This window comes from Rickettsiella massiliensis 20B (assembly GCF_000257395.1).
GTDB lineage: Bacteria > Pseudomonadota > Gammaproteobacteria > Diplorickettsiales > Diplorickettsiaceae > Diplorickettsia > Diplorickettsia massiliensis.
In genome coordinates this window covers 570,495-587,179 of the sequence record NZ_AJGC01000002.1, presented here as the reverse complement: position 1 = coordinate 587,179, position 16,685 = coordinate 570,495, and the positions used below count along the sequence as shown (strand labels likewise).

Sequence of the window (16,685 nt, the reverse complement as noted above, 5' to 3'; positions counted from 1 at the left end):
ATGTGTTTTACTGCAGGTCCACTATGTCAAAAGCTGACCCAACTGCTACGATTCGGGTAGGTGAACTCTCATCAACACCGTGTCTTGAATGCCAAGGCGCTTGGACCTTCACCCATCTTGTGCCGACGATTTTTATATCCCTTCCTAGATTTACCCATCAGACTTCTAAGAAACTATTAATTCATTTAGCGTCTATCACGGCGATGGATAGTTATGGCGCCTGGCAGCTTTATCGTTGGACTGAACAACTAACACAACAAGGGTTTCACATTGAACTACAAGGGTTCGATCAAAAATATCAACATTTATTTGAAGGCATTGCACACACCGCGCAACAGTTAAAACCTTTACCGATACGCCGTGTTTACACAGGTCTGGCCTTTATTGGAAAAAAAGCGCATACCCTCTGGCAAGAACTGTGTGCATTTTTAACATTTACCGGTCAAATTTTTAGTGAATCTTTACAATGGTTAATCCGCCCACACACGATTCGTGGTCAGGCTTTGGTGGGCGTTCTGGAAAACAGCGGTCTGCGTGCTTTAGGCATCATCGCTATTTTAGCCTTTATGATTGGTATTGTATTAACCTATCAAATGGGCTTACAACTTAAAAATTATGGCGCCAGTTTGTTTATTATTGATTTACTGGGACTGTCAATTTTACGTGAGTTCGCGCCGCTTATCACCGCGATTATGATTGCTGGACGAAGTGGTTCAGCGTTTACCGCACAGCTCGGCTTAATGAAAATTAAAGAGGAAATCGATGTACTCCAGACAATGGGTGTTCGACCGAATCAACTATTAATTTTACCACGCATCCTCGGTCTGATGATTGCTTTACCTTTGTTAACAATTTGGGCAGATATTTTTGGTATTCTAGGTGGGATGTTTATGACCCAAAATTTGTTACATATCGGTTTTGGCGATTTTTTACGTCGTTTTCCTCAGGTCGTTAATTTATCATCTTTATTAATTGGTTTAGGAAAAACCCCCATTTTTGCGTTAATTATTGCCAGTGTGGCCTGTTTTCAAGGACTACGTGTCCAAGGCAGTGCAGACAGTGTGGGTCAAAAAACAACCCGTAGCGTGGTCCAAGCAATTTTCTTTATTATCATTGCCGACGCGCTATTTTCTATCTTATTTAGCACAATTAATATCTAAATTAGCTATAATATTCTTATGAAGACTTATCACCCTATCATTGAATTAAACCAAGTAAAAACTTACTTAGGTGGCCAATGGTTGCACAAAGGCATTGATTTGGTCATTCAATCGGGTGAAATTGTCGCACTGGTTGGCGGAAGCGGTTCGGGTAAATCCACTTTGCTACGTGAAATCTTGTTGTTACAACCCTATGCGTCCGGGACCATCCGCGTTTTTGGCCAAGTGATTGCCACATTACCGCCAAAAGCATTGTTAGCCGTTAAACGACGTTGGGGCGTTTTATTTCAGCAATCCGCTTTATTCACTTCGTTGACGGTATTAGAAAATATTACTTTTCCTCTCCGGGAATACACCCGGCTCGATAAAAAAACACAGAATGAACTGGGTTTACTTAAATTATTAGCCGTCGGTTTACCAATAGAAGCGGCGATAAAATATCCTGCCGAACTCAGTGGTGGCATGCTCAAGCGAGCGGCCCTAGCCCGAGCACTGATTTTAGATCCAGAGTTATTGCTTTTGGATGAACCCACAGCGGGTTTAGATCCTCAAGGCGCAACTGGATTTGATCAATTATTGCTCGATTTACGTACTATTTTTGGCTTAACCATTTTACTTGTCACCCATGATGTCGATACATTATGGCAAATTACTGATAAAGTAGCTTTTTTGAGCGAAGGACGTGTACTCGAATGTTTGCCAATGCCGCAGTTAACACAATCTTCTGCGCCAGCCATTCGTCATTATTTCCAAGGACCCCGTGGACGTATTACACAAAACATTTATGGGAAATCCACACGTGGAAACTGAAGTTAATTATACCTTAGTCGGTACATTTGTTATCACTTTAATTGCTGCCATTGTGGTATTAATCACTTGGCTTTCTTGTGGATTTTCTACTCGTCATTATCATCTGTATTGGGTCATTATGAATGAGTCTGTGGCTGGAATTACGACCAATTCAACCGTCAAATATAATGGCGTGGAAGTAGGAAGTGTCTTAGCGATTTCACTTTCAAAAGAATATCCCGATCAAGTACGTCTTTTACTCAAAGTTGAAGAAAATACCCCCATTAATGCCGGAACCACCGCTACGTTAATGAGCCAAGGTTTAACCGGAATTGCGTATATTGCTTTACAGTACGATCCTAAAAATCAGGGGCCTTTAGTGAAACCACCAGGAGAATCATACCCAATTATTCACAGCAAACCTTCTTTATTAGCACGCTTAGACGGCACGTTACAAAATCTCACCACAGATATGAATCAAATTACGCAAAATATTCAAAATGTATTGGGGGGTGAAAATCCAAAACTATTTCACTCTATTCTCCGTAATTTAGATGGCACAACGCAACACTTAGCGGTGCAAAGTAAACAACTGGATCGTCTTTTATCACAGACACTGCAAGCGACACGTTTATTTCCTTCTTTAATGGAAACCCTTACTCTACAAACCTTACCCGCGAGTAATCAGTTGTTAACTAATTTAGGTACTCTGAGCAATCATTTACTTGAGTTTTCAGAGGAATTAACACGCAACCCAGCACTTTTGTTACGAGGCCAAACGGCGCTTCCACCTGGGCCAGGAGAAAAATAAATGATTGGTTTGCTGACTACTTTCAGAAAAACACGTTTTTATTTCAGCGTGATCGTTTGTACCCTGCTGCCTGCTTGCACTTTATTTAAACCGCTGCCTGTGAAACCAATTCATTATTACACGTTAGCAGCCAGTTCTGTTCCGGGTGCGCCGCTTAGCGCGCCACAAAAAAAGAGCATTTTGCTGATTACTGAACCCAGAACCAATGCCATTTATAACAATACGCATATGATTTATATTCCCGGACGTTATCAGCTTCAATTTTTTTCACAAAATCGCTGGGCCGATACCCCTGCTCATATGCTGCATCCATTATTGATTAAAGCCTTACAAAATACAGGGCGCTTTGAAGCGATTCTTAATACCGCCACAACGATGCGTTATGATTTTATTTTAAATACTCAACTTCTCAGTTTTCAGCAGGATTTTTTAAGTCATCCCAGCCAATTCAGAATTTTTTTACGCGCACAACTGATTAATGCAAAGACGCCTCGTATCTTAGCGACCCAGGATTTCACTGTCGTCACCTGGGCACCACAAGATAATCCACAAGGTGGTGCACAAGCGGCGAACTGTGCAACACGTATTTTACTTGAAAAAATAACGGCCTTTTGTTTGAACAATACAAACGTGCAGACGCGATGCAAGGCCTCTTCCGGTTAATCACTTTGAATTAACCGAAATGAGCGCATTGCTATTTCTTTCTGAATTTTTTTTCGTTCCATTACTGAAAGCCGTTTACTGAGTAACGGCATCCTTTTTCTTTTTACACGCTTTTTGATTATTTTGGTCATATATTGATATTCATAATTTTAAATTTTTATACTATAAAATTTCTGCGTAGCGTACCGAAAGAAAATTAACGAAATATTAATTTAATTCATTCAATGAAAATTTTATTTAAATATTTTTTGATTTTTATTGTAAATTTATCTTACTCTCTTGTTAATTTCAGAATAACTGAAATAAATATTTTCTGAAAAAAATTATCTTTTCTAGAAAATTTTGATCAATTTATACTATTTATATATCTAATATAAATATATTTATTCATTATTAATATAATGCACTTCCGATTAATAATAAAAATAAAAAAGGTACGCTCATGTTTTTAAACTAATTGCATAATTCTTCTACGCAACCCACCCAATATAATAATTGAGCAAATCAATTATAGAAAAATCAAAGTATATGAACAAACAAACCTAGATGATTAACATACTTCTAAAAATAATTAATAAAAGCTTAAATGATAAGAATTTAAATGATACTGATCTAAAAAACCTGGTTGCGATTTGGGTTAAAGAAGCTAAAAACAGCACTCCTAATCATGATATTGATTTTAAAAAGACCTGGCGCTTTTTTAGTTCAAACAATAAAATTTTTAACAAGGATTTTCTTGAGAGTATACAAAAGACAGCTGAATTGAGTGCAAACTTAAAGGAAGCTGATCATCCCTATGCTAAGAACCTATATCGGCTTATAAAAGAAGAAAATATTGACAACGGTGCTCGAGCCACGCTGATAAGAAGAGAACAGGATTCGCTTTAGTGAATCTCTCCTAATAAGGACGATTGGAAGTTATTCTGCTTTTCGTTGAATAACTTCCATCATTAATTCTTTTTACCAAACCAATCTTTTCAGATAGCGATTTCCGTCCTTCGCCGCGCATATCGTTTATTATTCATACCCCCTCAATTACAACTCTTTCAATTGAGAAAAGGTTACGGTGGGCCAACGTTCTTTAGTCAAATTCAAATTAATACGGCTTGGAGCAAGGTAAGTTAACTCGTTTTTATTATCGAGAGCAAGGTGAATAAATGCTTTTTGTTTAAATTCTTCCAGTGTCGTGGCTTCTGCACAATACACCCAACATGCAAGCGCCACATTAATCGACTCATACACACACTCAACTTTATATTCAAACTTCAATCGATACGCCACAACATCAAATTGCAAGGAACCAATTGCGCCTAAAATGAGGTCATTACTTGCTAAAGGACGAAACACTTGAATGGCCCCTTCTTCGGAAAGTTGCAATAATCCCTTTAATAACGCCTTAGATTTAAGTGGGTCTTTCAAACGCACGCGTTGAAATAACTCCGGAGAAAACGCAGGAATACCACTGAATTTGAGACACTCTCCTTCAGTAAACGTATCACCTATTTGAATGGTTCCATGATTATGTAAACCAATAATATCTCCTGGATACGCCTCTTCAGTATGACTGCGATCACCGGCCATAAACGTCAAAGCATGGCTAATCGCTAGTTCACGTCCGGTACGAACTTGGTAGAGCTTCATTCCCGGGGTGTATTTTCCTGAACAAATCCGTAAAAAAGCAACCCGATCCCGATGTGCAGGATCCATATTCGCCTGTATTTTAAAAACGAATCCACTTAAGGTTTTTTCTTCTGGTTGGACCCATCGTGTATCGGTTTCACGCGGCTGAGGATCCGGCGCAAATTGGACAAACGCCTCGAGAAGCGCTTGCACACCAAAATTGTTAATCGCTGAACCAAAAAAAACGGGTGTTTGTTCTCCTTGACGGTAACGCGTTTCTTCAAATTTTGGACAAGCTTGTTGGACTAATGTCAACTCTTCCTGGAATTCCTCCCAAAGCAAGCCCATTTGCGCGCGTACTTCAGGATGATCGAACCCTGTAAAAATACGTGCTTCTTTTTTACGTAAGTGACTCGATGGCACATAAAAACAAACCTGATTTTCAGTTAAATGGTAGGTTCCTTTAAACTGCTTACCCATCCCCATCGGCCAAGTCACTGGCGCACATTGAATCTCCAAATTGGATTCAATATCATCGAGTAATTCAATCGGTGAACGCGCTTCGCGATCCATTTTGTTAATAAACGTAATAATAGGAATCCGGCGTAAACGACAAATCTCAAGCAATTTCTTGGTACGCGGCTCAACCCCCTTAGCGGCATCAATCACCATCAATGCAGAATCCACCGCAGTCAACGTTCGGTACGTATCTTCTGAGAAATCAGCGTGGCCGGGCGTATCGAGTAAATTAAACAAACAATCTTGATAGGGAAATTGCATGACTGAAGTCGTCACTGAAATTCCGCGTTCTTTCTCCAAGGCCATCCAATCCGATGTCGCATGACGTGAGGCCTTACGTGCTTTAACGGTACCGGCCAGCTGAATAACACCGCCTAACAGCAATAATTTCTCAGTGAGCGTGGTTTTACCGGCATCCGGGTGAGAGATAATTGCAAACGTTCGCCGAGATTGTGGAAAATTGAGGTGCGCTGACATAGATTTAAGCCGGTCTTAACCGTTTTATAATAAAAAGTAGGGTGAATCCGGGTATTCTACACGACTGAGTCATTAAAGTTTAAATTTTTGTATTCAACACAACCGCGGCATACATCACCCTATCGATTCCCAAATCGATATTGCCAAATAAACGATTCTAGTTTAACCTGGCAGCCTCATATTTAGGAGAGGTGTCCGAGCGGCTTAAGGAGCACGCCTGGAAAGTGTGTGTAGGTTAACCCCTACCGCGGGTTCGAATCCCGCCCTCTCCGCCAGATTACGTCCATCCTTGACATCTCCATACGCGTTCTTTTCTGATGTAGTTTACAGGCTCACTGATTTATACAAAACAAGCCACTTGTTTCCCCTAAAATTAATATTTAAGCTATTTTAATCATTCATCACTTTTTCAAAAAAAACGGTACATCTTAGCAATAAGTCTATTTTTTCTAGAGATTAGGTTTGATGTGATTTACTATTCGGGGGGTAGCCATGTTTTTACATTATCTAGCGATTGGCTTGGGTGGCGCACTCGGTGCAATGACTCGTGTTGCACTCAGCAAATTATTGATCGACAACGCTTGGGGAGTTCCATTTCCTATCTTATTTATAAATATTTTAGGCTGTTTTCTCATGGGTCTGATTACCGCTATGATGGGATCTGTTTGGTCTGCCTCAGAACATGCCCGCTATTTTTGGATTTCTGGATTCCTCGGTGGGTTTACTACCTTTTCTGCTTTTGCTTTGGAAGTGGGTCTGCTCTTTGAAAAAAATCAATGGCTCTTAGCGATGACTTATATTTTTTTAAGTGTTGCTCTCAGTTTAATCTTCTTTTTTATTGGCTTAAAGTTTTTTCGGTTTCTGTTTTAGATAAAAACAGGATCATACTCAGTGGCTTGCATTACATTATGATGAAATAACAATTAATCAACATTAGCAAAAAAACAGTACTTATAAATGACCTTCATCCTAGCCACTGACTTTAGGATATTCCTCAACCACTGTTTGTTTAAGCTATGGTGAAAATCGGATCTATATGGTGGACTAAGATGAATAGCAATTCTTTCTTTAAGATTTCTTAGCTTAAATATAGTTAAGAAAAGAACACTAAAACTTTTTATTTAAAATAAAAATAATTTTTATTCATTTATTATAAATCATTATTTATATCATAAGAAAATTAGAATTAACCGTTATTTTAATTTTTCCTCACTATTGATTGAAATTCAGCTTGCTTTTCAATTTTTAAATCTTCAAATGAAGACTGTTGTTTTATATTAAACCATGATTGGTGTAAATTCATAGGGGGTATGTTTTCAGAATGATCAAGTTTTAACTGAAGTTCTTGATTACTTTTAATAAAGTTTGGCTTGGAGGAAGATCCTGAAATACCTTTTTTATAAAGAAGGCAATAAGTTTTTCATTTTGCTTGGTATGAACAACACTTTCAAAAGGCGTATCACCTAATTTGTTACAGGACGTAAGAAGACTAGCTTCTTTGCTTATTAGAAATTTTGCAATATTTTCTTTGCGTCATCGCTATAACAAGTTGATTTGGCAAGATAATGTAATACTGTATTACCTTTTCCATCTTTTAGATCAACTTCCGCTCCTTGTTCAATCAGGGTAGCTAAAACTGTTTTATCTTGACCTGCCGCAACGGCATGATGTAAAACTCCCCAACCAGATCTCGGATGAATCTCATTAAGCTTCGATTCCCCACGTTTTTTTGTTCTTTTATAAGCATCTTTATTATATCAATATTACTTTTTTTAACCGCTCTCGTTAAGGCATTGAAACCCGCTGCAGCTACTTCATTTATATTTTTAACCTTATGATATACCGTTTTGACCCTCGTTAAATCATCATTTTCAATAGTATTAAACAAAGAACGTATATTTTCTAACATAGCTCACATATTAATTTTTATTATTTTATAATGGGCTTATAATATAAAAATATAGTATACAACTCAGTATTTTATTTCAAAAATAAAAGCAATAGATAAAGTTTATCAATTTCAATATAATTAATATACTTATGATCAAGAAAATAGGTAGTAAAATGTACTCTGTTGTTCGCTATTCACGCTTTCTTTTAATGAGCGTACTTTTCTTCATATCTACTTACGCATATGCCGCTATTTATCGGCTTTCTCCAAATGAATGTGCCGCTATGCAAATAAGGGTGTGCTAACAAAAAATAATCCGGTTCGCTGTGAACGTCTCCGTCGTGTTTGCTTTAACTATATTAATTTCCATGGCTTGATAGAAATAGGCAATATTGTCGTCTTGGATGCCGTGGCAAAACACACCGAAGCACTTTTTTCTGAGCTATTCAAACAACGCTTTCCTATTCATAAAGCCATCGTGATGGAAAATTATCAAGGTAATGATCAAGCGGCTATGGCCGATAATAACACCTCGGCTTTTAATGGTCGTGCCATCACAGGCGGTACAACTTGGTCTAAGCATGCCTACGGGCTTGCGATTGATATCAATCCTATCCAAAGTCCGTATCTCTCTTTTACTCCGGACACCGGTACAGCCAAGATATTGCCTCCATCTAGTGCTGAGCGGTTTATCAATCGGCGCACGATTCTTCCAAACAAAGATCCACGTCCTGGAATGGCCGAATCCGTTATCAATATTTTCGCCCAATATGGTTTTTTAACTTGGGGAGGAGAATGGGACTCACCGATTGATTATCAACATTTTGAAGTGGGAAGCACGGCTTTTGTAGAGGACCTCAGTCATCAATCTTCTGAAGTCGCGCACGAAACATTCAATCAATATGTACAACGTTATCAGGAGTGCTTCTCAAAATCGACACAACCTGATCCAAACCAAAAACGGATTGACTGTGTCCAACAGATTCGTCGATAGTCAACAAACAATGATTTTTCTGCTGAAAAACAAAAAACTATTCACGATCTAATAAATAGCTTCTAAAATTGCAGCTTAAAATGATTTAAATTCACACAAAATACCCACTCTATAACGTCTTTGATAATGGATTAAAAATCCATTTAAATAAATATATCTCTTTATATAGCAAAACAATACGGAGTCTTTATGCTGCCTGGCTATCCTTTCTTAAACTCTTTTTTAATTTATCCTTTTGCAAAACTGATTTGGAATTTATTATGTTGTCTACGTTAAACATTTACTCGCTTAGTTTTCTACTTCTTCTCTTTTTTTCTATCCCGATTATCTTTCCTTCTTATTAGTGTTCTGACGCCTTTTCTTATTAATCGTTTTTTCTTAATCACTTTTTATCCAAAATGATAGGTAAATCATATCAACTTACGATTGTAATCACCCGATGGTAACGATTGAACAGTGGGAAAAATGTACTGACGAAGACCATCAAACTTGAGGGTTGGCTCTATCAAAAACAAAGCGAGACGCTTAATAACACACGCCGCAGAACAGGTTAGACAAGGAATAAAAACACTCACTCTGAGTTCTAACATTCCAAAGTTTACTGAACTGAATACTAAATTAAAAAAAGCGACGGGTTTTTCAATTATACCGGTCACAGGCTTGATTCCTGAAGATTTATTTTTTCACTTTTTAGCGAATCGACAATTTCCCAGTACTTGTTTTATCCGTCGGCCCCATGAGCGAGAATATCTTGCAGCCCCAGATATTTTTCACGATGTATTTGGGCATGTCCCTCTTCTACTCGATCCGCAACTTGCTGACTTTATGCAACTTTTTGGAAAAAAGGGTTAGAAGCTATCGAACACGGTTTAGCCAAGTTTATGACGACGTTTTATTGGTTTACATTGAGTTTGGTTTAATACAAACGGGACAAGGGCTCCGAATTTATGGAGCCGGTCTTATTTCTTCGCGTGCTGAGGCGAATTATGCACTCACTTCATCGCAGAAGGTGCTTTACTTCACCACAAGAATTGATATCAACTTGAGGTAATTTTTATGACATCTTTACCGACCCATCTAGCACACCTCGTCAAGAAACGATACAACCTAACGATACAACCTTTAGCTCCAACACAAATTGCTTCCTTTTTCGCACAACTATAAAGTGGTTGGCAAATCAATGCCCAAGGCTATCTTTGTATGATTATGTATTCCCTGATTTTATACAGGCATTGAATTTTGCCCAGGCCATCAGCCAGATCGCTGAAAAAAAAATCATCATCCTGATTTATGTTTGGGATGGAGGTATTGTCGTGTCACCCTCTGGACTCACGAAATCGCCGGATTAAGCACACGTGACTTTATTTTAGCGAGTACAATCGATGCTTATACAAGAGCGTATCGCTAGTTTATAACAGAACACACATTCCGTTGAGTGAGACACTTCGAGGAAAGCACCTGTATAAAGATGGTTTTTTTCTGAAAAACACCGGTGTGGGATTGTTATTCTCAGAGGAGGTCTCTATAATCTTGTCCTGAAGGCAAGCTAAGTATGGTTTGGTTGTGCATCGTTGTCTTTTTCATCTTAGTTTAAGATAGCTTTTTTGAACACAGGCAGATACTCTCACCTTCTTCATATGGTGGTTATATCGGTCCCTCCGCAGCGCAAAGCAATGAACCCCGTCAGGTCCGGAAGGAAGCAGCGGTAGTTGTGGATGCGGGTGCCGGGGTGTGGCTGGTGTAACTGCCACCACTTGTATAAACGATGAAAGTAACTGTTTTTTCAAGACACTGACCGAAAAAATTGGCGCTCAATGGCGCTATCTAACGAAAAACGATTTTTTTGGTTGAACACAATTGAAGGCTCCTGATCATGAGTTATCAAGTTCTGGCTCGAAAATATCGGCCACAATCTTTTAGTGAGTTGGTTGGTCAAGCTTCTACGTGTCGCATTTTGCAAAATGCGCTCGCACAACAACGCATTCACCATGCTTATCTTTTTACCGGCACGCGTGGCGTTGGGAAAACCAGTCTTGCTCGTCTTTTGGCGAAGTGTCTAAACTGCCAAACTCAAATGAGTGCCGAACCATGTGGCCACTGTGTCGCCTGCCAAGCCATTCAAGCCGGTCGCTTTGCCGATTTAATTGAAGTCGATGCCGCTTCGCGGACACGTGTTGAAGATACCCGTGATTTATTAGCCGATGTTCACTATGCGCCCAGTCAGGGACGCTATAAAATTTATTTGATTGACGAAGTGCATATGCTCTCTACGCACAGTTTTAATGCGTTACTCAAAACATTAGAAGAGCCGCCGGCGCATGTTAGTCTTTTTATTGGCAACAACCGACCCCCAACGTTTACCTGCAACCATTTTATCACGCTGTCTACAGTTTCATTTAAAAGCGCTCACCAATGAGGCGCTATCGGCACATTTAACCTGGGTGTTAAAAAAAGAAGCGGTTCCTTATGAGGACGAAGCCGTCCACCAACTGGCCATCGCGGCACAAGGCAGCGTACGCGATGCCTTAAGCTTATTAGACCAAGCAATTGCTTATGCACCACAAGGGATTCACACAGCAGATATTCAACAGTTATTAGGTTGCATTGCAAAAACCGATCTTCAGCAGTTATTGTCTGCCCTGTTGACTGAGCAAGTTGAATCATTATGGTCTGCCGTTGAAGCGATTCATACGCAAGCGGTCGATTATAATCAAGTCATGGAGGCCTTACTTGAACAATTACATCAAATTGCATTAATTCAAACCTTGCCGGTAACACTCGTTCAGATCGATGAAACCACACAGCGCCTCGCCCAACATCTCGCGGCCGAAGATACACAGCTGTATTACCAAATCGTACAGATGAGCCGGCATGATTTGGCGTTAGCACCAAGCCCTCGTCTTGCTTTTGAAATGATGGTGCTACGTCTGCTCGCGTTCAAACCGAATCAAATCCTTGAAAAGGGCTCGTCAATCACGCCACGCTCGCTTCAAACACCTCCGCCTCAAGCCAACCTAATGTCTCATTCAAAAGTCACCGAGAAACCCTTAACCGTTTCCAGACAGGCTCAATCGCCACCGACTGCCTTGGCGGAGACAAACAATCATTTGGCAGCGAACTCCTGTTTATTAGCCTGGATTGATTTATTAAAAGTGTTAAAATTAACTGGGCTCACGGCGGCTTTAGCGCAACAATGTGTTTTGCAAAAACCAATTGCCGGACAACAGGTTTTATTATGGCTGGATCCGAAGCAAGCCGCTCTACAAACGCAAAACCAAGAACAAAAACTACGGCAAGCGTTGACTGAACATTTTGAGCATCCCGTTTCACTCACCATCCAGTTGGGTCTCGAAACACTATTAACCCCGGCGCGCTATGCGGCACGGCAAAAAGATCAGCGTATTCAACAAACCACCAAAATACTCGAGAATGATCCCACTGTGCAGGAGATTATGAATACGTTTGATACTACAATACGGCCTGAGTCGATTGAATTACTCGATGAAACCTAAGATTTTTCTGAAACGTTACTATCTTAAAGAGGAAAATAATTATGAAAGTTGATTTAAATAATCTTTTAAAGCAAGCGCAAGAGATGCAAAATCAAATGCAAGCGGCACAAGAAGAGCTCAGTAAAGTATTTGTTACAGGTGAAGCCGGTGGCGGTTTAGTTAAGATAGATATGGACGGTCGCCATACAGTTAAGTCTATTTGGCTAGATCCCTCCTTACTTAAGGAAGAAAAAGACTTTATTGAAGAATTATTAGCCGCAGCGTTCAATGATGCCATTCAAAAAATTGAAAAAGCTTCCCGTAAAAAACTGGGTGATTTGACGGCGCAAATTCAGAATCAGTTTAAAGAAGGTTCACTACCAGAAGACAAATAAATGTAAGCTGTTTATCGGCTTCAGACAAGGAAAATGCATGACCTTTAGTCCCTTGATCACGCAATTAATCGCACAACTGCGCTGTTTACCGGGTGTCGGGCCTAAGTCTGCACAACGGATGGCATTTCATTTGTTAGAACGAGCACGCAAAGAAGGCCTCGCTTTAGCTCAAATTTTAGATCAAGCTATCCGTGAAGTCGGTCATTGTACACACGTGTCGCAGCTTAAGCGAAGTGCCTCTTTGTGCACTCTGCGCTAACCCCAATCGTGATCAGGACTTATTATGTGTGGTGGAAACTCCCATTGATGTCATGGCGATTGGACAAACGGCGAGTTATTCGGGTTATTATTTTGTTTTTGATGGGACGCTTATCACCTCTAGATGGGATTGGACCCGAAGAAATTGGGATTCAACAATTTATACAGCGCTTAACAGTGAATCCTCCACGCGAAGTGATTTTAGCCACAAATCCCACTGTAGAAGGCGAAGCCACCGCACATTACCTAGCAGAATGCGCTAACCATTACGGTATTCAAGTCAGTCGGATTGCACACGGTGTGCCGATGGGTAGTGAATTAGAATTTATTGACGGTAATACGCTCAGTCGCTCTCTCAACGCTCGAGTTCTAATCGAACAGGAATAAAAAACTTACTGATGAATTAATTTGAACCCTCACGCTAAAATCAAGATTATTTGCGCGAGAGTCCGTTTTGATGGCCCGCTTTATTGAGGAGCGGTTAAAGCTTGCTTCGCTTTTTCAACCAGTTGGCAAAATGCCGCTTTGTCGGCAGTCGCTAAATCAGCCAATATTTTTCGATCAAGGGGTATTTTTGCTTTAATCAAACCGGCAATAAAACGGCTGTAAGACATCCCTTGTTCACGTGCACCAGCATTAATTCGCACAATCCACAATGCACGAAAATCACGTTTTTTCTGTTTTCGATCGCGATATGCATATTGTCCTGCTTTTACAACCGCTTGCGTTGCAGCTCTAAAAACACGGCTGCGTGCGCCTCGGTACCCTTTTGCAGCTTTTAACACTTTTTTATGTTGGGCTCGGGCAGTCACCCCTCGTTTTACTCTTGGCATTATTTAAGACCTCTTCTCGTCATACGTATTATTAAGAACCTTGTAACATGCGGTCAACGGAGTTGACATCGCTTACATGGACTAGGTTGGTGGAACGTAAATTGCGTTTACGCTTGCTATCTTTTTTTGTCAGAATATGGTTATGGTGCGATTGCGCGCATTTATAGCCTTTTGCTGTAGGCTTAAAACGCTTCGCCGCCCCTTTGTGGGTCTTCAATTTTGGCATAAGAGTGTACTCCGCATTTGCTTTGATTAAATTGCGCTACTTTGTTTTTTTAGGGCTGATGACTAAAACCATCTGTCGCCCTTCCATTTTGGGTTTATCGTCAATCACTGCATACTCAGCTAAGTCGGTTTCGAGACGTTCAATGAGCTTAGCGCCCAAATGAATATGAGTAATCTCACGTCCACGAAAACGCACAGTGATTTTCGCTTTATCTCCCTGCTGCAGGAAACGTATCAGGTTGCGTAGCTTGACCTGATAATCCCCTTCTTCGGTTACGGGCCGAAATTTGATTTCTTTTAATTGCGTCCGTTTTTGCTTCTTTTTTTGAGCGGTCTTTTGTTTACTTAATTCAAAAAGGTACTTCCCGTAATTCATAATTCGGCACACAGGCGGTACCGCCGTCGGTGCAATTTCAACGAGGTCGAGGCCGACCTGCTCGGCTTGACATAAAGCCTTCGCTAAGGAAACCACGCCGAGCTGTTCGCGCTCAGGACCAATCAGACGAACTTGGGGAGCCCGAATCTCGCCATTTACCCGTACTTTCTTGTTATTGCCATACTTGGACTGATAGCCGCCGGGCTTACCCCCCGACTGAGTCGTTCTTTCGTTACTAATAATTATTTCTCCGCATCAATTCGACCATATTGTAGAATCGCCTGCTGAATTCGCTGGCAAAATACATCGACAGACATACTACCCAAATCCTCGCCCGTTTGTCTACGAACGCTTATCTGTTGGGTCTCATTTTCTTTTTGACCGATAACCAACAGGTAGGGTATTTTTTTCAAACTATGCTCGCGGATTTTAAAACCTATTTTCTCATTTCTCAAGTCCAAAGCCACTCTTAGACCTTGTTTTTTGAGCTTTTCTAAGACTTCTTGGGCATAAAGGCTCTGTTTATCGGTAATCGTGAGAACCACTGCTTGAATCGGTGCAAGCCAAACTGGAAAATGTCCAGCATAGTGCTCAATCAAAATACCAATAAAACGCTCTACTGAGCCTAAAATCGCTCGATGGAGCATCACTGGGGTTTTACGCTCCCCAATTTCAGTAATATATTCTGCCCCAAGACGGCCCGGCATGGAAAAATCGACCTGAATGGTCCCACATTGCCAGACACGACCTAAGCAATCTTTCAATGAAAACTCAAGTTTAGGACCATAAAAGGCACCTTCACCAGGCGAATAGACCCATTGGAGCCTTTTTTCATCGAGTGCCTGGGCCAGTGCTTGTTCCGCCTTATCCCAGCTTTCCTCAGAACCGACCCGCATTTCCGGACGGGTCGCGAGTTTAAGTAAAATGTCCGTAAATCCAAAATCGGTGTAAACACGTTGTAGCAGATCAATAAAATCACTGACTTCGCTCTGGATTTGTGCCTCGGTTATGCGCATCGTCTTGGACAAAATTACGCACCCGCATCAAACCCATGTAACGATCCAGAGGGTTCATTGCGATGACACGAGCCGAATTCAGCTAAACGCAGTGGCAAATCACGGTAACTTTTAAGACCTTGATTAAAAAGCAAGATATGGCCAGGAAAACTCTGCTTTCTCGGCACTCGCCGTGGTAAACATTTCTTTGAAAAACTTATCCCAATGACCTGACTTTTCCCATAATTGACGCGTCAAAAGTTGCGGTGTTTTGATCTCTTGATAACCCGACTCGGCCAACGCTGCACGAATATATTGTTCGATTAAGCAGTAAAGTGTCCAACCTTTGGGTTGCCAAAAAACCATGCCTGGTGCTTCTTCGAGCAAATAAAATAACTCACATTGCTTCGCTAACTTACGGTGATCGCGTTTTTCGGCCTCAGCCAGTTGGCCGTTCCATAAATACGTTGTAACATCTCATTTTTTGCATCACCTCGCCAATAAGCACCCGCCACATGCGTCAGTTTAAACACCTTCAAATGCCGCGTATTTGGGACATGCGGCCCACGACACAAATCGGTAAAATCCGCTTGTTGATACAATGATAACGTTTCGCCTTCCGGGATCGCTGTAATAATCTCCGCTTTATAAACTTCATTATGATGACGAAAAAATTCGATCGCTTTCTCTCTTGATAACGTATAACGTTGCACTGGAATCGCTTGTTGCGCTAAAGCGTGCATACGTTGCTCGATACGAATGAGGTCTTCGGGAGTAAAGGGTTGTTGACAAGCAAAATCATAATAAAAACCATTCTCAATCACTGGCCCGATGGTAACTTGTGCCTGAGGGAAAAGTTGTTTAACCGCGTGCGCCAATAAATGGGCGGCTGAATGGCGTAAAATTTCAAGCGCTTCCGGATCACGTTCTGTCAAGAGACGTATCTTGGCATCGGTTGTGATTCGATAAGAAAGATCCACCTTCTGGCCATTGACTTCTGCTGCCAACGCCGCCCGCGCTAAGCGCGGACTGATTTTCTCCGCCACCTGTTGTGCGGTAACCGGTTCAGCAAAGGTAAGTTCTGTTGAGTCAGGTAAGCGAATTGTGGGCATAAAAACCTTGTTCGAACAATATTAATGCGCTCTGGCATTGATTCTTAAGACATTTCTTTTTTTCCATCCTATTCTA

At 40.7% G+C, this 16,685-nt stretch carries 19 protein-coding genes, 1 tRNA gene, 1 other RNA gene and 3 pseudogenes; 17 read left to right on the top strand and 7 right to left on the bottom strand.

Annotated features, from left to right (window positions below; all coding sequences use genetic code 11):
- Positions 1 to 23 precede the first annotated feature (23 nt).
- The 5 genes from S3O_RS0108855 to S3O_RS0108830 all read left to right on the top strand — a co-directional run bounded on the left by S3O_RS0108855 (position 24) and on the right by S3O_RS0108830 (position 4,311).
- Positions 24 to 1,160, top strand: coding sequence for an MlaE family ABC transporter permease (locus tag S3O_RS0108855; RefSeq protein WP_010598754.1), 1,137 nt, complete (start codon positions 24 to 26; stop codon positions 1,158 to 1,160).
- Between the two features lie 18 nt (positions 1,161 to 1,178).
- Entirely contained in the window at positions 1,179 to 1,970 is a 792-nt protein-coding gene (locus S3O_RS0108850) for an ABC transporter ATP-binding protein (protein WP_010598753.1), read from the top strand.
- Entirely contained in the window at positions 1,960 to 2,760 is an 801-nt protein-coding gene (locus S3O_RS0108845) for an MlaD family protein (protein ID WP_010598752.1), read from the top strand. Before S3O_RS0108850 ends, S3O_RS0108845 begins: the two co-directional genes overlap by 11 nt.
- Positions 2,761 to 3,423, top strand: coding sequence for an ABC-type transport auxiliary lipoprotein family protein (locus S3O_RS0108840; RefSeq protein WP_010598751.1), 663 nt, complete (start codon positions 2,761 to 2,763; stop codon positions 3,421 to 3,423). It abuts the gene before it with no gap.
- Positions 3,424 to 3,969: 546 nt separating this feature from the next.
- Positions 3,970 to 4,311: a hypothetical protein gene (locus tag S3O_RS0108830; RefSeq protein WP_010598750.1), complete on the top strand. Its 342-nt coding sequence runs from the start codon at positions 3,970 to 3,972 to the stop codon at positions 4,309 to 4,311.
- A 147-nt stretch (positions 4,312 to 4,458) separates the two neighbouring features.
- On the opposite strand, the gene S3O_RS0108825 is transcribed toward S3O_RS0108830, so the two are convergent.
- Complete coding sequence (locus S3O_RS0108825; protein ID WP_010598749.1) at positions 4,459 to 6,039, bottom strand: peptide chain release factor 3; 1,581 nt, start codon at positions 6,037 to 6,039, stop codon at positions 4,459 to 4,461.
- Positions 6,040 to 6,224: 185 nt separating this feature from the next.
- On the opposite strand from S3O_RS0108825, the gene S3O_RS0108820 reads away from it, so the two are divergent.
- Positions 6,225 to 6,314: transfer RNA gene (locus S3O_RS0108820), tRNA-Ser, on the top strand.
- A gap of 217 nt (positions 6,315 to 6,531) precedes the next feature.
- On the top strand, positions 6,532 to 6,909 hold the full coding sequence (locus S3O_RS0108815; protein ID WP_010598748.1) for a fluoride efflux transporter FluC: 378 nt from the start codon (positions 6,532 to 6,534) through the stop codon (positions 6,907 to 6,909).
- Positions 6,910 to 7,544: 635 nt separating this feature from the next.
- Here the strand turns inward: S3O_RS0108815 and S3O_RS20555 are convergent.
- Entirely contained in the window at positions 7,545 to 7,739 is a 195-nt protein-coding gene (locus S3O_RS20555; RefSeq protein WP_083827753.1) for an ankyrin repeat domain-containing protein, read from the bottom strand.
- Positions 7,670 to 7,948 carry an ankyrin repeat domain-containing protein gene (locus S3O_RS0108810; protein WP_033227429.1) on the bottom strand — a complete coding sequence of 93 codons (279 nt, stop codon included), beginning with the start codon at positions 7,946 to 7,948 and terminating at the stop codon, positions 7,670 to 7,672. Before S3O_RS0108810 ends, S3O_RS20555 begins: the two co-directional genes overlap by 70 nt.
- A gap of 280 nt (positions 7,949 to 8,228) precedes the next feature.
- Between S3O_RS0108810 and S3O_RS14625 the strand changes: the two genes are divergently transcribed.
- The 10 genes and pseudogenes from S3O_RS14625 to recR all read left to right on the top strand — a co-directional run bounded on the left by S3O_RS14625 (position 8,229) and on the right by recR (position 13,455).
- Entirely contained in the window at positions 8,229 to 8,924 is a 696-nt protein-coding gene (locus S3O_RS14625) for a M15 family metallopeptidase (RefSeq protein WP_202798029.1), read from the top strand.
- A 489-nt stretch (positions 8,925 to 9,413) separates the two neighbouring features.
- Positions 9,414 to 9,776 carry a phenylalanine 4-monooxygenase gene (locus S3O_RS19880; RefSeq protein WP_010598745.1) on the top strand — a complete coding sequence of 121 codons (363 nt, stop codon included), beginning with the start codon at positions 9,414 to 9,416 and terminating at the stop codon, positions 9,774 to 9,776.
- Positions 9,760 to 9,975: a hypothetical protein gene (locus S3O_RS19875; protein WP_202798028.1), complete on the top strand. Its 216-nt coding sequence runs from the start codon at positions 9,760 to 9,762 to the stop codon at positions 9,973 to 9,975. Before S3O_RS19880 ends, S3O_RS19875 begins: the two co-directional genes overlap by 17 nt.
- Before the next feature lie 145 nt (positions 9,976 to 10,120).
- Entirely contained in the window at positions 10,121 to 10,273 is a 153-nt protein-coding gene (locus S3O_RS17815) for a hypothetical protein (protein ID WP_192805932.1), read from the top strand.
- Positions 10,219 to 10,332 carry a 4a-hydroxytetrahydrobiopterin dehydratase gene (locus tag S3O_RS20550; RefSeq protein WP_083827741.1) on the top strand — a complete coding sequence of 38 codons (114 nt, stop codon included), beginning with the start codon at positions 10,219 to 10,221 and terminating at the stop codon, positions 10,330 to 10,332. Before S3O_RS17815 ends, S3O_RS20550 begins: the two co-directional genes overlap by 55 nt.
- 239 nt (positions 10,333 to 10,571) lie before the next feature.
- An RNA gene (ffs, locus tag S3O_RS16745) (signal recognition particle sRNA small type) lies at positions 10,572 to 10,668 on the top strand.
- 129 nt (positions 10,669 to 10,797) lie between these two features.
- Positions 10,798 to 11,340, top strand: a complete 543-nt coding sequence (gene dnaX / locus S3O_RS19075; RefSeq protein ID WP_010598744.1) for a DNA polymerase III subunit gamma/tau — start codon at positions 10,798 to 10,800, stop codon at positions 11,338 to 11,340.
- Positions 11,243 to 12,436 (top strand): DNA polymerase III subunit gamma/tau C-terminal domain-containing protein, encoded by a 1,194-nt coding sequence (locus S3O_RS14615; RefSeq protein WP_083827740.1) that lies wholly within the window; start codon positions 11,243 to 11,245, stop codon positions 12,434 to 12,436. Before dnaX ends, S3O_RS14615 begins: the two co-directional genes overlap by 98 nt.
- 41 nt (positions 12,437 to 12,477) lie before the next feature.
- A complete protein-coding gene (locus tag S3O_RS0108790) occupies positions 12,478 to 12,810 on the top strand; it encodes a YbaB/EbfC family nucleoid-associated protein (protein ID WP_010598742.1) in 333 nt (110 codons plus the stop codon).
- A 37-nt stretch (positions 12,811 to 12,847) separates the two neighbouring features.
- Positions 12,848 to 13,455 (top strand): annotated as a pseudogene (recR, locus tag S3O_RS14610) (recombination mediator RecR).
- 80 nt (positions 13,456 to 13,535) lie between these two features.
- On the opposite strand, the gene rplT reads toward recR, so the two are convergent.
- From rplT to thrS, 4 genes and pseudogenes are all read right to left on the bottom strand, one after another.
- Positions 13,536 to 13,901 (bottom strand): 50S ribosomal protein L20, encoded by a 366-nt coding sequence (gene rplT / locus S3O_RS0108780; RefSeq protein WP_010598739.1) that lies wholly within the window; start codon positions 13,899 to 13,901, stop codon positions 13,536 to 13,538.
- Between the two features lie 31 nt (positions 13,902 to 13,932).
- A complete protein-coding gene (gene rpmI, locus S3O_RS16740) occupies positions 13,933 to 14,127 on the bottom strand; it encodes a 50S ribosomal protein L35 (RefSeq protein WP_010598738.1) in 195 nt (64 codons plus the stop codon).
- Between the two features lie 36 nt (positions 14,128 to 14,163).
- Positions 14,164 to 14,676 (bottom strand): annotated as a pseudogene (gene infC, locus S3O_RS0108775) (translation initiation factor IF-3); the annotation flags it as partial.
- A gap of 68 nt (positions 14,677 to 14,744) precedes the next feature.
- Positions 14,745 to 16,609 (bottom strand): annotated as a pseudogene (thrS, locus tag S3O_RS19870) (threonine--tRNA ligase).
- Positions 16,610 to 16,685 lie beyond the last annotated feature (76 nt).

What these genes read in the sequence shown, in the direction of transcription:
- S3O_RS0108855 (WP_010598754.1), top strand. Translation starts at nt 24, where the DNA reads ATGTCAAAAGCTGACCCAACTGCTACGATTCGGGTAGGTGAACTCTCA.
- S3O_RS0108850 (WP_010598753.1), top strand. Translation starts at nt 1,179, where the DNA reads ATGAAGACTTATCACCCTATCATTGAATTAAACCAAGTAAAAACTTAC.
- S3O_RS0108840 (WP_010598751.1), top strand. Translation starts at nt 2,761, where the DNA reads ATGATTGGTTTGCTGACTACTTTCAGAAAAACACGTTTTTATTTCAGC.
- S3O_RS0108830 (WP_010598750.1), top strand. Translation starts at nt 3,970, where the DNA reads ATGATTAACATACTTCTAAAAATAATTAATAAAAGCTTAAATGATAAG.
- S3O_RS0108825 (WP_010598749.1), bottom strand. Translation starts at nt 6,039, where the DNA reads ATGTCAGCGCACCTCAATTTTCCACAATCTCGGCGAACGTTTGCAATT.
- S3O_RS0108815 (WP_010598748.1), top strand. Translation starts at nt 6,532, where the DNA reads ATGTTTTTACATTATCTAGCGATTGGCTTGGGTGGCGCACTCGGTGCA.
- S3O_RS0108810 (WP_033227429.1), bottom strand. Translation starts at nt 7,948, where the DNA reads ATGTTAGAAAATATACGTTCTTTGTTTAATACTATTGAAAATGATGAT.
- dnaX (WP_010598744.1), top strand. Translation starts at nt 10,798, where the DNA reads ATGAGTTATCAAGTTCTGGCTCGAAAATATCGGCCACAATCTTTTAGT.
- S3O_RS14615 (WP_083827740.1), top strand. Translation starts at nt 11,243, where the DNA reads ATGTTAGTCTTTTTATTGGCAACAACCGACCCCCAACGTTTACCTGCA.
- S3O_RS0108790 (WP_010598742.1), top strand. Translation starts at nt 12,478, where the DNA reads ATGAAAGTTGATTTAAATAATCTTTTAAAGCAAGCGCAAGAGATGCAA.
- rplT (WP_010598739.1), bottom strand. Translation starts at nt 13,901, where the DNA reads ATGCCAAGAGTAAAACGAGGGGTGACTGCCCGAGCCCAACATAAAAAA.
- rpmI (WP_010598738.1), bottom strand. Translation starts at nt 14,127, where the DNA reads ATGCCAAAATTGAAGACCCACAAAGGGGCGGCGAAGCGTTTTAAGCCT.